We start from the raw sequence: 14,281 nt of genomic DNA on the forward strand, positions 1-14,281 counted from the left end.
GTTATGGGAGGAGCCTGATATGTCGCCTGTTCTGTTCTGGTCGATCGCGGCCGCGGCAATGGCGTTGCCCGTGCACGCCGCCGCGCCGGAGGCACAGGCGATCGTTGCCGCCGCCAGCCCCTCGGCCAGTCTGGACGAACTGGTGGAGGCCGACAGGGCGTTCGCCAAAGCGGGGCGCGAGCGTCCGCTTCCCGACGCGATCGGTGCGATGCTCGCGGCCGACGCGGTGATGCCTGCGCGCGGTGACAAGCCGTTCCTGCGCTCGCGCGACGAGATCGTCGCTTATCTGGCGGCCAATCCCGCGGCGGCGACCGCGCGGGCCGACTGGTATCCGGTGCGCGGCGGCATTTCGGCCGACGGACGGCAAGGCTTCACCGCCGGCTATATCATGGTGACGCAAGCCGACGGCACGAAGCAGCCGGGCAAATATATCGCCTATTGGGCGCGGACGAAGAGCGGCTGGCGCGCGCTCGCCTACAAGCGCGCGCCGCGGCCCGAAGGCGCGGTCGAGACCGGCTTTCGTGCGATCGGCTTGCCCGACGTGGCGGCATGGCGCCGACAGGATTCGGCGGGCGCGCTCGACAGGCTGCTCGCCGCCGAACGCGCCTTTGCCGCCAAAGCGCAAATCGTCGGTGTCGGTCCGGCGTTCGCCGAATATGGCCATGCCGATGCGATCAACATGGGTGCGAGCGCTGCCTATACCGAAGGAGCCGCCGCGATCGCGGCGGGTTTCGACCCCGAACCGCAGCCCGGTCAGTCGATCGACTGGGGTCCCGAATTCGGACTGATCGCGCCGTCGGGCGATCTGGGCGTCAGTTTCGGCCGCATCCACGCCAAGCAGCGCCCGCCGGGGCTGGCCGCCGAGGCACCGCTGCCAGCATCGCCCTTTTTTACGATCTGGCATCGTGATAGTCCGGCAAGTCCGTGGCGGTATATTGCCGAATGAAGGGGGTTTTCGATTGGCGTTGACGCCGCTTCCCGATCCGGTGCCCGATACTCCCGGCCGGCGCGGCGCCGGTTGCCTGGCAGGCGGCGCGCTGTTTGCGGTCGTGTTCATCGCGATCTGGCTTGCCGCGATCACCTTTTACGGCCTCGTCGTCGAGCAGTGGGAAATGGTCCGTGTCCGCCGTGAGTTCGGTTACGACTGGGCCTTTCTTTATGCGCCGCTGATCGCGTTCGGCGTGGGGCTGGCATCGGCTTTCTGCGCGGCACGGCATGTGCCGGCCGCGCGGATGACCTTGCTGATCCTGGCGACGGGCCTGCTCGCCCTGTTTGGCGGCATCCTGCTCTTCGGGCTCGGCGGGCTTATTTAGGACAAGGGGGCGTATATGGGTTGGAATAGCATCTATCTGCTGGCCAATTACTGGGCGATGGCCGGCTGGCTGCTGCTCGCGTTTGCGCCGCGCAGTCCGCGCATCCTGTCGATCGTCATGTATGCCGGTGTGCTGCTGCTCTGCCTTGTCTATGTCGTCCTGATCACCGGCTTCCTGACGGGCGGGATCGACCCGGGCGGGCAGGGCGGCGGTGACTTCTCGTCGCTCGCCGGCGTCATGAAGCTGTTCGATGCGCCGGGCGGGGCGGTGCTCGGGTGGGTGCATTATCTGGCGTTCGACCTGTTCACCGGCATGTGGATCGCGCGCGATGCCGACAACAAGGGATTCAGCCGTATCGCGCAAGTCCCCTTCCTGTTTCTGACCCTGATGGCCGGACCGGTCGGCCTGTTCCTGTGGCTGCTCGTCCGCGAGCGCCGCGCGCGCGCGCAAGCCAAGGCAAAGTGAGGCCCGAATGAGCGCGACAACCGCCCAATATGCGATCCCCGGCATGGTCATTCTGGTCGTGCTGTTCTTCCGCCTGCGCTCGGTCGGCAAGGCGCGGCGGCTCAGGCTCGAGCGGCTGTGGATCTTGCCGGCCTTCTACGCGGCGATCGTCGGCTTCGTCTTCTGGAGCGTGCCGCCGCACGGAGCGGTCTGGCTGTGGTGTGCCCTTGCGCTCGGGATCGGCGGCGGTCTTGGCTGGTGGCGCGGCAAGCTGATGCGCGTCGCGGTCGATCCCGAAACGCACGAACTCAGCCAGACCGTATCGCCCGCGGCGCTGATCTTCATCGTCGCGCTGATCGTCGTCCGCATCGGTTCGCGCGCGATGGCGGTACAGATGGCGGGGCCGGGTCCCTCCGGTCTGATGGCGGCGACCGATATCCTGATGGCCTTCGCGCTCGGCTTCATCACCTTCCAGCGGGTCGAGATCTTCATCCGGGCGCGGCGGATGCTCGCCGAAGCGCGCGCGCGGCGCTCGTGACCGAGCCGTGGACGCCGGGTGACGGCGGCGCGGAGGCAAAGCGCTACGCGCCGGCGACGCAGCGCAATCGCGAAGCCATTGCCGCGGTACTGGCGGACTGGTTGCCGGCGTCGGGAATGGTGCTCGAAGTGGCGAGCGGGTCGGGCGAGCATATCGTCCATTTCGCCGCCGTCTTTCGGCATCTCGGCTGGCAGCCGAGCGATCCCGACCGCGACGCGCTGACTTCGATCGCGGCGTGGAGCGCGGAAGCGGACCTGGCGAATATTGCGCCGCCGCTGCGGCTCGATGCGGCAGCGGCTGACTGGCCGGTTGACCGGGCCGACGCGATCCTCTGCGTCAACATGGTCCATATCAGCCCCTGGGCGGCGACGGCTGGGCTGTTTGCCGGGGCTGCGCATGTCCTGCCAACGGGGGCGCCGTTGATCCTTTATGGACCCTATCTTGAGCCCGGTGTCGCGACGGCCGAGAGCAATCGGGCCTTTGATGCCGGCCTGCGCGCGCGCGATCCCGAATGGGGACTGCGCGACCTCGGTCTTGTCGCGAGCGCCGCGGCCGAAGCAGGCTTTGGCTTTGCCGAACGCCGCACGATGCCGGCGAACAATCTGATGCTCCTCTTCCGCAAAAGCTGACTGTCAGACGTGGCAGGTTCGCCATTCGCGGCTTTACGTGGCCAAAGCAGCCGCTAGCCTTGCCGAAACGCGCAGAAAGACGCGATTCGAGGAGAGTGATGCGATGGCCGCCGATGTTTCGGATCTTTTGAGTTTCGACGAATTCGTCACGCATTGGGCCAAAGAGCGCCCCGATCGCGTCGCGATACGCGAGGACGACCGGGTGTTCACCTATGGCGACCTTGAAGAACGCACCGCGCGCGTGGCCAGCGCGTTGTTCGCGGCAGGCCTGAAAAAGGGCGACCGCGTCGCGTGGATCGGCAAGAACAGCGATCTGTATTTCACGCTCTTCTATGGCGCGGCGCGCGCCGGTATCGTGATGGCGCCGATCGGCTGGCGCCTGTCGCCCGCCGAATGGGCCTATGTCGTCAATGATACGAAGGCGAAGATCATCTTCACGGGCCCCGGCTTCGAAGCGGTGCCGCAGCAGCTCGCGGACAAGCTCGACCATGCGCCGCGGATCATCGGTGCCGACGAAGCGCGCGCGATGATCGACACGACCGCGCGGGCGGCTTTCGACCCGGCGGGCGCAGACGATGCGGTGCTTCAGCTTTATACATCGGGCACCACCGGCAACCCCAAGGGGGCGGTGCTGTCGAACCGCAACCTGTTCGGCCTTCGCAAGAATTCGAACGAAGCCGACATGCCCTATACCAAGTGGGAAGATGACGAGGCCGTGCTCGTCGCGATGCCGTGCGCGCATATCGGCGGCACCGGGCTCGGCATCATGGCGCTCGCCGCCGGGCTTCCGGGCGTCATCCTGGCCGAGTTCAATCCCGACGGCGTGTTCGACGCGGTCGAGCAGCACGGCGTCACGCGCTTCTTCATTGTCCCCGCGGCGCTCCAGATGCTGTTGATGCACCCGCGCTGTGCCAGCGTCGATTACAGCCGGCTCAAATATATCCTCTATGGCGCTGCGCCGATCCCGCTCGAGCTGCTGCGCCAGTGCATCAAGATGTTCGGCGCGCAGTTCATCCAGGCGTACGGGATGACCGAGACGACGGGCACGATCTGCATGCTGCCGCCCGAGGATCACGACCCCGAAGGCAATGCGCGGATGCGCTCGGCCGGCAAGCCGCTGCCCGGCGTCGAAATCCACATCCTCGGTCCCGACGGCAAACAGGTCGGGGTCGGCGAAGTCGGCGAGGTCGTCACGCGCTCGTCGAACAATATGGTCGGTTACTGGAACCTGCCCGACGCCACCGCAAAGACGATGACCGCCGACGGGTGGATCCACACCGGCGATGCGGGCTATCTCGACGAAGACGGCTATCTGTTCATTCACGACCGGATGAAGGACATGATCATCTCGGGCGGCGAGAATATCTATCCGGCCGAGGTCGAAAGCGCGATCTTCGGCCATCCCGCGGTGCAGGAAGTCGCGGTGATCGGCATCCCCGACGCGAAATGGGGCGAGACGGTGAAGGCCGTGTGCGTGCCCAAGCCCGGCATGACCGTCGATGAGGCCGATATCATCGCCTGGACGCGCGATCGCATCGCCGCCTTCAAGGCGCCGCGCAGCGTCGACGTGATCGAAGCGCTGCCGCGCAACGCCAGCGGCAAGATTTTGCGCAAGGACCTGCGCGCGCCCTATTGGGCGGGCTATGAGCGGATGGTGAATTGAGCGGGGCTTTCGACCGGGTGCTGCTCTAATCCTCCCAATGGCTTCGCCACAGGGAGGAACCTCTCATTCCTCGTCACCCCGGACCCATCGACAGGCTCAGGACAGGCTTGATCCGGGATCCATGAGTTGCCGCTTCCTTCGGCGCGGCACGAAAGGAGAGGTCGGGCCATGGATGCTGAAACAAGTTCAGCATGACGGAGGGCAAACGACCCATTGCGGACGATCTTGATGTGTTCCCCGGCGAAGGCCGGGGTCCAGAGCGTATTCACGCAACATCGGCTCTCGAACGCCCTGGACCCCGGCCTTCGCCGGGGAACACGACGGGTCGCCAGCTTCACGCTTTCGCCGGAATGACGAAGGGAGCGATGCCCGCTTTCGACCAGAACGCGACATTTATAGCCTCGTCATCCTGAACTTGTTTCAGGATCCATGGGCTGCCGTTTCCTTGGGCACGGCGCGAAAGGAGAGGTCGGGCCATGGATGCTGAAACAAGTTCAGCATGACGGAGGGCAAACGACCCATTGCGGACGATCTTGATGTGTTCCCCGGCGAAGGCCGGGGTCCAGAGCGTATTCACGCAACATCGGCTCTCGAACGCCCTGGACCCCGGCCTTCGCCGGGGAACACGCTGGGCCGCCAGCTTCACGCTCTCGCGGGATGACGAAGGGCGTGAGCGGCCGTTTCCCACCCCAAAGCCGACGCAAAAAAAGCCTTTCCTACAATATGCGGCTATGCCAGCGTCGATCCCGGCTCTTTCCCTGGGTGTATAAAAAGCGGTTGCCGCCCGGTTTGCCAGAGCGGCCACGACCTCGTGCGTCCGGCCCGCGGCAGAACCGGATCAGGAATATGGCGTAGGGCTGAACTTTCCTGAACTTTGGGGCAAGAAAACGGCGGCTTCCCACCCCGAAGCGGCCAATGCGGCTAAATTTTCTGCCGCGCCCGCGCGCGCTGGAATCCGTCGCGCGCCATGCAGCGCTCCAGCCACGCCAGCGTCTTCTGGCCGAGCACATCGCTTGCGCCCAGCGTCGTTGCGAGAAACGCGGCATAGCCGATCACGATATCGGCGATCGTGAAGCGTCCGGCGACCAGCCATTCGCGACCATCGCCCAGCGCCGCCTCGATGCTCTTCGCGCGGCCGCCGAAGAAGGCTTTGTAATCGGCCACCGCTTGCGCGAGCCGCCGCTCTTCGGGCTCGACGCGTGTGTAGCGGATCATGATCGCGAGCGGAAAGGTCAGCGTTGCGTCGCTGCGGTGGAGCCAGTTGCGTGCATCCCAATAATCGCCCTCGTCGCGGCGCACCTCAAGCGGGGTGCCCTCGGCGATGCGTTCGCAGATGGCCGCGGACTCGGTCATCAGCCGCCCGTCCTCGACCCAGCCGGGGATCGTCATCAACGGGTTCACCGCACGATAGTCGGGCTCGAACGCGCGCGGGGGAAATTTCAGCAAGCGCAGGTCGACGTCGATCCCGGCTTCCTCGACCGCCCACAGACAGCGCAGGGACCGGGCATCGGCGCAGTGATAGAGGATCGGTCTGGAGTCATTTTGGGTCATGCGGCGACTTCCTTTGGACGGTCGATATGGCGGCGATGCTCGCGCCAGGCGATGAACAGCCCGCTCGCGACGATCAGCGGCGCGCCGATCCAGGTCGTGTCGGCGGGAAAAGTGCCGAAGAACCACCAGCCGCACGCGATCGACCAGAGAAGGGCGGAATAATCCATCGGGATCACCACCGCGACGGGCGCGAGGCGCAGCGCGCCAGTCAGCGACATCTGCACCACCGCCCCCGAAAAGCCGAGGCCGACCAGGAGCAGCCATTCGTGCAGGCTGTGCGGCGTATAGACAAAGGGCAAGGCGATCCCGAGCGGGATCATCGAGAGCAGGCTGAACCAGAAGACGATCGTTGCGGCAGGCTCGGTGCGGCCAAGATCGCGCACAGCGATGGTGATCAGCGCGGTCATGACCGCGCCCGCGAGCGCAATCACTGTCCCCATGCCATGCTCGCCGCCGAAGCCTGCGGCAAAACTCGCCCCCGGATTGAGGACGACGAGGACGCCGATGAACCCGACGATCACCGCGCCCCATCGCTGCCAGCCCGTTCGCTCGCCCAGCAGGATGGCGGCAAAGATCACGGCGAAGATCGGCACCGACAGGTTGATCGTCGTCGCCTCTGCCATCGGCAGGAAGATCATGCCGCCAAAATTGCACGCCATGCCGGTCAGGCCCATCATCGCGCGCCGCGCGTGCGCGCCGATGCGCTGTGTCTTCAGCGATACGAAGCCGCCGGTCGTCGCGCGAATCCAGACGAGCAGGAAGGGCAGAACGAGCGCCTGCCGCCAGAACAGACTCTCGGCGAGGTGGATGCCGGCCTGGTCGATATATTTGACGAGGACAAACATGAACGACAGGCTCGCCATCGCGAGCAGGCGCAGCGCGATGCCGCCGAGATAATGCTGTGGCGGGCCGGAGGTTGAGGCAGCGGTCATGCGTCTTTGCGCATATCAGCCACGCCTTGATAGGCAAGCCGTCATCCCCCTTGCTCCGCTCCCCCAATCCGGCTACTGGCGCACTCCGGCCTAGGGGTATAGCTCAGTTGGTAGAGCATCGGTCTCCAAAACCGAGGGTCGTAGGTTCGAGTCCTACTGCCCCTGCCAGGCCGGCCCAGAACGTCCCTTGACGTCCCACAGCGTCCCACCTCTAGCAGCGAAAAATTGGCTGAAAAGCGTTGGATTAAACGATCCCAAATCGTCCCGGGGCGTCTCACGCGGATCTTTCAATTTGAGCCCAGTTCGAGCAATTTGTTGGTACGATTGTTGGTATCAGGCTGAAGTTTGTCGACGCTTACCAACAATTCCCAAAATGTCCTGAATTCGAATCGTCAAATGTTAGAATGACTTAACGAGATCGGTTGTCGGACACCGTTCAAATCCGTGGCACAGGTTCGAGTCCTGAGCGGTAATTTGAAGTCTCGAAAGGCGGCTTTGCGCCTGATCCCAGTCATAGCCGGGAGCAAAACTACTACCTGGAACCTGCCGTTCGCGGCTGTCGGGACGAAGTGACAGCAATGCGCCCGAGATCGGTCCTTCCTATGGTCCGATGCCGTCACCTGATAGCGGATGTTTTCCTCTATGACGATGGCGCCCTCCCGCCATTCGTTCGGATCTATCAACGTCGCGAAGGCTTGTCCCTAAAGTGGTGTCCGCCAACCCAAGTTTTCCGCCAAAAATTCGGATTTCGCCGGCGCGCCAGAATATACCGCTTGTCACACCTCCTGATTTCATTACGAAATGAAGTCGCAGTCGAAAGCGTGTGAAGGCAACGTCCGGACTGCTTCTAAACGGGAACTGCCTTCGCTGCTGGTCTTATGCGCGGTATTCGGCTCATCAAGAGATCCGTGCACGATAAGTGGAGCAAGCTTATGAAGCTGAACTTCGCCATCGCGACTAGCCAGCCCTGCGGAGAGACCTTCCGCCTGGACTTCGGGATCACGATTCCCGTTGTGCTGGTTCTGATGGTTCTCGCATATCTGTCTGGGTTGTCCTGATGGGAGGGCGTCGTTTCACCGCGACGCCCTTTAGGCCATTCCATCCGCCTGGTGACACGCCTCGAAGAGGAGACCCGGATCGGCAAGGGCGGGACCCTGGCGGCGCAGCTGTCGCGGCTCGACCTGATCGTGCTCGACGAGCTTGGATATCTGCCGTTCGCACGCTCGGGAGGGCAGTTGCTGTTCCACCTCATCAGCAAGCTTTATGAGCGCACCAGCGTCATCATCACCACGAACCTCGCGTTCGGCGAGTGGCCTACCGTCTTCGGCGATCCCAAGATGACCACGGCGCTGCTCGACCGCGTCACCCACCACTGCGATATCGTCGAGACGGGCAACGATAGCTGGCGCTTCAAAAACCGCAGCTGACCGCCACCTTCGCCGCCTTCAAAAATCTATCTTGCGCTGCGTGCGCCTCCGGTCGGGCTACGCCCGACCTCCGCCGCACGCAGCGCAAGGCTCACCTCAACAAACCCCCATCATATCCGCAAGGGGGTCCTTCTTCGACGCCGATCGGGGGTCCCGTTTGAACGCCGTTTGACAACGTCTTCTGAATCGAGCCACTTTATAACCATTGCCACCTCGACAGGCGCATTGACGCGAATGTTCGCCCGGATGCGTTATACAGCATGGACGCCGGAGCATGGTCCCTAAGAACGGTAGTCAACTTCCGAATTCGCGCTTCATCCTGACGGATTTGGAGCTAGCGACCCAAATTGGCGTAGCGCTTCGCGAAGAGCTTGGAGCGAGTCGCCGAGCCACGAAAACAGTCATGCTTTGGACCGGCGTCAGCGATAAAGCTGCGCGTTCGTGGCTGCAGGGCCGATCAAGCCCCAGCGGATTGCACTTGATGGCGTTGGCGGCGCGCTCGGAACCAGTAATGACCGCCGTGCTCCGCTTAACAGGTCACGGCGACCTGGAGATTGGAATGAGGCTGCGAAGTATGGAGACCGAGCTGCTCAGAATGCTGGCGATAGTCCAGTTTTCGAAGGCTGAGGATCGGTAGAAAGTGCGACAAGGCGCGGCGACATTGCGATTTTTGCCGCGCCCATCACGCAAGTCAATCGTCACCGGGCAGAGTGTTGGTCGACGAATAGTCCTTGAACTTGTCGGTGAAGTTTGCAGCATAGTCCTCGATTTGCATCTCGGCGTTGTCAGCAGCATCCGAGGCTGAATCGCCGCCAGCACGATTGGCGGCAGTGACCGCGGTGCGAAAAGCTTCGCGCTCGGTATCGCAGGTCGCCTTGAGCGACATTTCGAACTCGGCGTCACCCATCTTGGCCTCAAGCGACTTCTTGAGATGGCCACGGAGGCATTTAGTGAAGGCGGCGCGTGTCGTATCGACATTGCCGGCAGGTGCCGGCGCAGCTGCAGCCAAAAGAATTGACGCGATAAGCATCCTGCGACTCCCCTTTTGCAGATATCTTATGTGGCGGACATTTACTCCAAGGCGATCGGAATTGTGAACATATTTCTACTCGCTAAGGCAGCCGCTCGTCGAGTGTCGTCAATTCCGCGAAGGCAACCGCGTGATCGACGCGATCGACAGCGCTCCCAACAGCATCGGTGTTCGACCGCCCAAACGACGAGGCCGCTCGTTGATTTTCGGTTGCCCGACTATCTGAACAAACGGTCACACAGACGTAGACGCTACGACACGCTCTCTTGCCCAACTAGGGCGCTTAATATCCGATGCTCGATCGAAGTAGACCGTTCGTTACCGACCGAATCAAGCCATCGAGGCGAAGCAGCTCGTTTTTGCCGACGTCGGCGGTCGAGTGTCCGCTTTGCCAGCGGGGCGGCCAAATGAAACCAGCCCGCTATCGGCCATTTCCGGCTTCACATAAGAGATCGACTAAGGCTGCTGTCTCAAGAAATCGACGAAGGCGCGTAGCGGGGCGGGCAGGTAGCGGCGACCGGCGTAATAGAGGAAGGGACCCGCGAAGGGCAGGCACCAATCCTCCAGCACCGGTTCCAGTGCGCCGCTGTTCAGTTCGGCGCGCATCCAGTCCTCGAAAATTCCCACGAGGCCAAGCCCGCCGACCGCGGCCTGGATCAGCAGGTCGGACGCGCTCCCCGGCTGGCTGATCAGCGGGCCGTCGGGATCGACGCGGATAATCTCGCCATCCTTCTCAAACTCCCACACTGCCATGCGTCCGCCGGCGAAGCGGCCACGCAGGCAGCGGTGCTGGAGCAGGTCGCGCGGAAGCTGCGGCCGGCCACGTTCGGCGAAATAGGCAGGGGAGCCGACGGCGAATGCCCTGCGGCGCGAGTTCTTTTGCCGCCGCGCGCGACATGCCGATCACCGCAGCCTTGGCTGCCGAATAGGCGACCAGATTGGCGTGTGCCTTGGTGCCCGCCGGCGATGCGACATTGACGATCGAACCAGGCGTCCCGGCCTCCAGCATCGCCCGCGCGCCCTCGCGCATGCCCAGGAACACGCCCGTCTGGTTGACCGCGATGACCTCGGACCAATCCGCGTCCCTGATGTCGGTGAGCGCATGCGTCACACCGACGCCCGCGTTGTTGACCAACCCGTCGATCTGGCCGAAGCGGTCGACCGCGAGCGCGACCACCGCTTTCCAGTCCGTGGCCTGCGTCACGTCGAGCCGGGCAAAGGTCGCGCGTCCCGCCAACTCGGCCTCGATTGCAGCGCCTGCCGCTTCGTCGCGGCCGCCGAATACGACCTGCGCGCCCTCGGCGACCATCGCGCGAACCTGGGCCTCCCCCATTCCTCGGGTTCCCCCCGAAAGAAGAATGGTTTTCCCCGACAACCGGCCTGCCATCAAGCTCCTCCTTGCGATCTGCGCTATTGAAGCGCCGATTGGGGCATCCGAAGCCCTCTATCTATGATGTATAGATAAAATCGCTGGCTTACAATGCGGCGGCCGTGGGAAAATTGAAGACCTCGAGGCAGAATTGCGGTTCATCCGATGCGCGCCTTGGAACGCGGCTTCTTGCCGGAATGAGGCGGGACGTGGACAGTCGCTTTCCTTTGCGACGATCGCTGTGCATTGTGACGTGCGAGGAGACATGCCGGTGCCACTATTCGTCGTAACCTACGAGCATCCCGACGAAGCGGGCTGGAAGGCGTATATGATGCCGCATATCCTGTGGCTTCAATCTCAGTTGAAAGCGGGATCGCTCATTGCTTCCGGACCATTCAGCGACAGGACCGTGCGACCGGCCATGCTGATTCTGAGCGCGCCGGACCGGCCAGCGCTCGACGCGCTGATCGCGACCGACCCTTTTGCCGAGCAGGGACTGATCGATAACATGACCGTGAACGAGTGGGATCCAATTTTCGGCGTCTTCAATGCTCGGTCAAGCATGCCCGGCCAGCTGCAGGGCGAATGAATTCGCCGTCAGGCAGTCAGGCTTCGGATCGTTGGCCGCCATTCGCACCGGCCGGGAATGCAATGGCCGTTATTGGTCGATCGCGGGTTTGCCGGAAGCAGCGTCAATCCGGTGCCGAAACTTTTCGGGCGAACAGTCGGTCCAGCCACACCATGCCGAAGCCGACGGCCAGAAAGCAGATCGCCAGGGCCAGGGCGTTGAATAGCGTCTGAGACCAGCCGAGCCGGGCGAGGTTCATGAAAGGATATGGATATTTGCCTTCTGCCTCGCCGCGCGCAATGCCGTAGGCAAAATAGAGCAAAGGCAGCAAAGCCCATTGGAAGGGATTTCGCCAAGCGAGGTGACCCTTTTTCGCGATAAAGAGCCAGAAGAGACTCACCGTGATGGGGGTGACGATATGGTTCAGCAGGTTTGCGAGCAGCGCGCCGCCGCTCAATTCAACCAATCCCTGAAGAAGGGTGTTGTAGACTATGCCGACCAGCAGCATCGTGATTGTCACTCCGGCCAAAACGAAGGGGGAGGCCAATCTCGCATGGCCCGATGCCGCCGCGGTAAAGACAATCGCAACGGCAATATTTGCAATGATCGTAAAATAGAGCAGCATCGCCCAAAGCGTGGCGACCACGCTTCCCAGGCTGGCGAAGGTCGCGGCGAACTGCACGCTCAGACCGACCCAAGCGATCGCTGCGATGATGGCGGAAAGGAAGCGTGGGCGCATGACTACTATTTTCCGAGTGTTTGATTTCGATGGTTCGGCCTAGCCGGCAAAAACCTTCACGTCACTTGATGCGAGGGATACTTCGCTGCCCACTGGGATCGCTATCCGGTAATCATAACCAACAGCGGCTTGGCCGCAATCGGCCAGAAGCTCCATGTTGACCGTTTACCGAGAGCGCGAACTGTCGCTTTCTCTCTCTATGCCGCCAGCAACCGCCCGATCAAAAGGAGGGCCATCGACAAGCCGAAGTTCGCGACATTGCCGTCGATCCTGCCCATTTTGATCAACGCGATTCCGGATCCCGCATTGCCCGACCCGCCATAGATTGGCGCGCTGAACAGTGCGATGAAGAAGCTCCCCAGGACCGCGAGGCTCAGGATCGTGGCGATGCATATCCCGACCGGCAGGTCCACGCGGCCTGACCAGAGGAAAAATAATGCCGCGAGACCGATCATCGACCCCGCGAGCGTTTGGGAAACGACGTGAAATCGCGCGTGGCTGGGCCAAGCAGGGTTGGCGGCATGGCTGCGATTCAGATCCGCGATTAATGGGCCCACCGCATATTGCAGGATCGCCACGGACATGAGGGCCTGGCCCAGATCGGACATGGTCATCGCCTGACTGTAATAGAGTCGGGCGGGGTTGTCTAACATCGCGGCTCCGCCAAAACCTGACGGATCAGCACCACATTTCCCAAGCCATGCGCCTGTTCGCGAATGTCGGTTGGCCGCGCTCTCGCTCCCAATTGCGGCCTTTCTGCTTCGGGCCAGAACGCACCTTCTCACGGTGATGCCGTTGCCCGATATCGAATTATGCCACGATCGGAAGTTTTACGGAGAACAGCGCGCCGCCCGCCGCATGATTGGCGACCGCTATGGATCCGCCAAGGCTTTCTACGGTCGATTGGACGATGGCGAGCCCAAGGCCAATTCCCACGCCGATATGTTGGTCGGCGTTTTCGTTATTTCCGCGATAGAGTGGATCGAACACCCTGGATACAGCGGACGGATCGATGCCGGGACCATGATCGCGAACCGTGAGCACGGCCGTGTCACCGAGGCGTCGCAGCGACAGTTCGGCACTACCGCCATGGCGCTGGGCGTTGATAATCAGGTTGTCGATCACTCGCATCAGATCGACCATGTTGGCGACTACGACCGATGGCTCGACATGGAGAATGCGAATTGGCGCAGCGTCGCGGTCCAGCACCTGCGCCCGGTCAGCAAGCAGCATGTCGAGTGCCACCGGTTCGATGCTGCGTTCGCGACCGCGCGCGAATTCAAGCGCGGCAGCGATCAGCTTCTGCATCTCGGCAATGTCCGCCTGGGCAGCCTCGCGCGATGCGTCGGGTAGAGCCTCCACCCGGAACGCCAGCCGTGTCAGCGGCGTGCCAAGATCGTGCGCGATCCCCACGAGCAGCTCTGCACGGTTGGTGACGAGCGATGCCTGACGTCGGCGCATGCCGGCGATCGCCGCGCCGAGTTGCAAAACTTCGGCCGGCGCGCCCGGATCGGCCCTGAAAGCAGGGCCATCGATACCGGCCGTCCGCGCGTCCGCAGCAAGCTGCCGCAGCGGACGCGTAATGGATCGAACGATGAAGAGACAAGCGCTGAACAGGATCAATCCGGCCAACAGAAGCCAACCGAAGGTGGTGACGTGCCAGCGCGTGATGATCGGTTGCGGGGGTAATCGGGCAATCTGCCAGACGCCGTCGCGACGCACCGCCAGCGAGAAATGGTCGCGCAGTTCGCGAGGAACGGTGGCCGTTGTCGAGCTCTGATGCAGGGGTTCGGCTGTGCACAGTCGAACGTCGTCTGCGGCTAAACCCAAGCGCTGCGCGAGTGCAGCAGCCGTGGAGTTATCGCAATATTCGTCGGTACGGGCGGGCGGAAGCGCAGGTGCGCGCGCGATCCGAACGTCCCGTATGATAGGTCCGCCGGCGGCGTGCGGGTCATCGAGAGCGGCGAGGATATCGCTCGTTCGTACCGGAGGCCGAAACGGCGGCGGACTGTAGAAGGTGACCGCGATCGACACCAAGCCCATGATAATGATTGCGGCTAGAACAAGCCCGGAAAGCC

Annotated in this window: 15 protein-coding genes, 1 tRNA gene and 2 pseudogenes; 9 read left to right on the top strand and 9 right to left on the bottom strand. The window is 62.9% G+C overall.

What is annotated here, in order from left to right; translation table 11 throughout:
* Window positions 1-19: 19 nt before the first annotated feature.
* The 6 genes from ACO055_RS18555 to ACO055_RS18580 all read left to right on the top strand — a co-directional run bounded on the left by ACO055_RS18555 (window position 20) and on the right by ACO055_RS18580 (window position 4,587).
* The gene (locus ACO055_RS18555) at window positions 20-946 is read left to right on the top strand and encodes a hypothetical protein (RefSeq protein ID WP_422060320.1); all 927 of its coding nucleotides are present in this window, start codon (window positions 20-22) and stop codon (window positions 944-946) included.
* Between the two features lie 19 nt (window positions 947-965).
* Window positions 966-1,313, top strand: coding sequence for a hypothetical protein (locus tag ACO055_RS18560; RefSeq protein WP_422060321.1), 348 nt, complete (start codon window positions 966-968; stop codon window positions 1,311-1,313).
* Window positions 1,314-1,328: 15 nt separating this feature from the next.
* A complete protein-coding gene (locus tag ACO055_RS18565; protein WP_422060322.1) occupies window positions 1,329-1,778 on the top strand; it encodes an ABA4-like family protein in 450 nt (149 codons plus the stop codon).
* A 7-nt stretch (window positions 1,779-1,785) separates the two neighbouring features.
* Window positions 1,786-2,295: a hypothetical protein gene (locus ACO055_RS18570; RefSeq protein ID WP_422060323.1), complete on the top strand. Its 510-nt coding sequence runs from the start codon at window positions 1,786-1,788 to the stop codon at window positions 2,293-2,295.
* Window positions 2,292-2,924, top strand: coding sequence for a DUF938 domain-containing protein (locus ACO055_RS18575; RefSeq protein WP_422060324.1), 633 nt, complete (start codon window positions 2,292-2,294; stop codon window positions 2,922-2,924). The genes ACO055_RS18570 and ACO055_RS18575 overlap by 4 nt, the downstream gene beginning before the upstream one ends.
* Window positions 2,925-3,027: 103 nt before the next feature.
* A complete protein-coding gene (locus tag ACO055_RS18580; protein WP_422060325.1) occupies window positions 3,028-4,587 on the top strand; it encodes a fatty acid--CoA ligase in 1,560 nt (519 codons plus the stop codon).
* A gap of 334 nt (window positions 4,588-4,921) precedes the next feature.
* On the opposite strand, the gene ACO055_RS18585 is transcribed toward ACO055_RS18580, so the two are convergent.
* The 3 genes from ACO055_RS18585 to ACO055_RS18595 all read right to left on the bottom strand — a co-directional run bounded on the left by ACO055_RS18585 (window position 4,922) and on the right by ACO055_RS18595 (window position 7,070).
* Entirely contained in the window at window positions 4,922-5,164 is a 243-nt protein-coding gene (locus ACO055_RS18585) for a hypothetical protein (RefSeq protein WP_422060327.1), read from the bottom strand.
* A 344-nt stretch (window positions 5,165-5,508) separates the two neighbouring features.
* Entirely contained in the window at window positions 5,509-6,138 is a 630-nt protein-coding gene (locus ACO055_RS18590) for a glutathione S-transferase family protein (RefSeq protein ID WP_422060328.1), read from the bottom strand.
* Complete coding sequence (locus ACO055_RS18595; RefSeq protein WP_422060329.1) at window positions 6,135-7,070, bottom strand: DMT family transporter; 936 nt, start codon at window positions 7,068-7,070, stop codon at window positions 6,135-6,137. The genes ACO055_RS18590 and ACO055_RS18595 overlap by 4 nt, the downstream gene beginning before the upstream one ends.
* A gap of 92 nt (window positions 7,071-7,162) precedes the next feature.
* Here ACO055_RS18595 and ACO055_RS18600 point away from each other — a divergent pair.
* Both ACO055_RS18600 and ACO055_RS18605 read left to right on the top strand, forming a co-directional pair.
* A tRNA-Trp gene (locus tag ACO055_RS18600) sits at window positions 7,163-7,238 on the top strand.
* Between the two features lie 932 nt (window positions 7,239-8,170).
* Window positions 8,171-8,497: pseudogene (locus ACO055_RS18605) on the top strand (ATP-binding protein); the annotation flags it as partial.
* A gap of 691 nt (window positions 8,498-9,188) precedes the next feature.
* On the opposite strand, the gene ACO055_RS18610 reads toward ACO055_RS18605, so the two are convergent.
* The 3 genes and pseudogenes from ACO055_RS18610 to ACO055_RS18620 all read right to left on the bottom strand — a co-directional run bounded on the left by ACO055_RS18610 (window position 9,189) and on the right by ACO055_RS18620 (window position 10,914).
* Complete coding sequence (locus ACO055_RS18610) at window positions 9,189-9,527, bottom strand: hypothetical protein (protein ID WP_422060330.1); 339 nt, start codon at window positions 9,525-9,527, stop codon at window positions 9,189-9,191.
* A 456-nt stretch (window positions 9,528-9,983) separates the two neighbouring features.
* A pseudogene (locus tag ACO055_RS18615) lies at window positions 9,984-10,334 on the bottom strand (LysR substrate-binding domain-containing protein); the annotation flags it as partial.
* Entirely contained in the window at window positions 10,261-10,914 is a 654-nt protein-coding gene (locus tag ACO055_RS18620) for an SDR family NAD(P)-dependent oxidoreductase (protein WP_422060331.1), read from the bottom strand. The gene ACO055_RS18620 and the pseudogene ACO055_RS18615, both read right to left, overlap by 74 nt.
* 313 nt (window positions 10,915-11,227) lie before the next feature.
* On the opposite strand from ACO055_RS18620, the gene ACO055_RS18625 reads away from it, so the two are divergent.
* Window positions 11,228-11,485, top strand: coding sequence for a YciI family protein (locus tag ACO055_RS18625; protein WP_422060332.1), 258 nt, complete (start codon window positions 11,228-11,230; stop codon window positions 11,483-11,485).
* Between the two features lie 103 nt (window positions 11,486-11,588).
* Here ACO055_RS18625 and ACO055_RS18630 read toward each other — a convergent pair whose 3' ends face one another.
* The 3 genes from ACO055_RS18630 to ACO055_RS18640 all read right to left on the bottom strand — a co-directional run bounded on the left by ACO055_RS18630 (window position 11,589) and on the right by ACO055_RS18640 (window position 14,246).
* Window positions 11,589-12,203: a Pr6Pr family membrane protein gene (locus ACO055_RS18630; protein WP_422060333.1), complete on the bottom strand. Its 615-nt coding sequence runs from the start codon at window positions 12,201-12,203 to the stop codon at window positions 11,589-11,591.
* Between the two features lie 197 nt (window positions 12,204-12,400).
* Window positions 12,401-12,856 carry a DUF6640 family protein gene (locus tag ACO055_RS18635; protein WP_422060334.1) on the bottom strand — a complete coding sequence of 152 codons (456 nt, stop codon included), beginning with the start codon at window positions 12,854-12,856 and terminating at the stop codon, window positions 12,401-12,403.
* Between the two features lie 157 nt (window positions 12,857-13,013).
* Entirely contained in the window at window positions 13,014-14,246 is a 1,233-nt protein-coding gene (locus ACO055_RS18640; protein WP_422060335.1) for a sensor histidine kinase, read from the bottom strand.
* Window positions 14,247-14,281: the final 35 nt, after the last annotated feature.

Source organism: Sphingopyxis sp. (assembly GCF_965227415.1).
GTDB lineage: Bacteria > Pseudomonadota > Alphaproteobacteria > Sphingomonadales > Sphingomonadaceae > Sphingopyxis.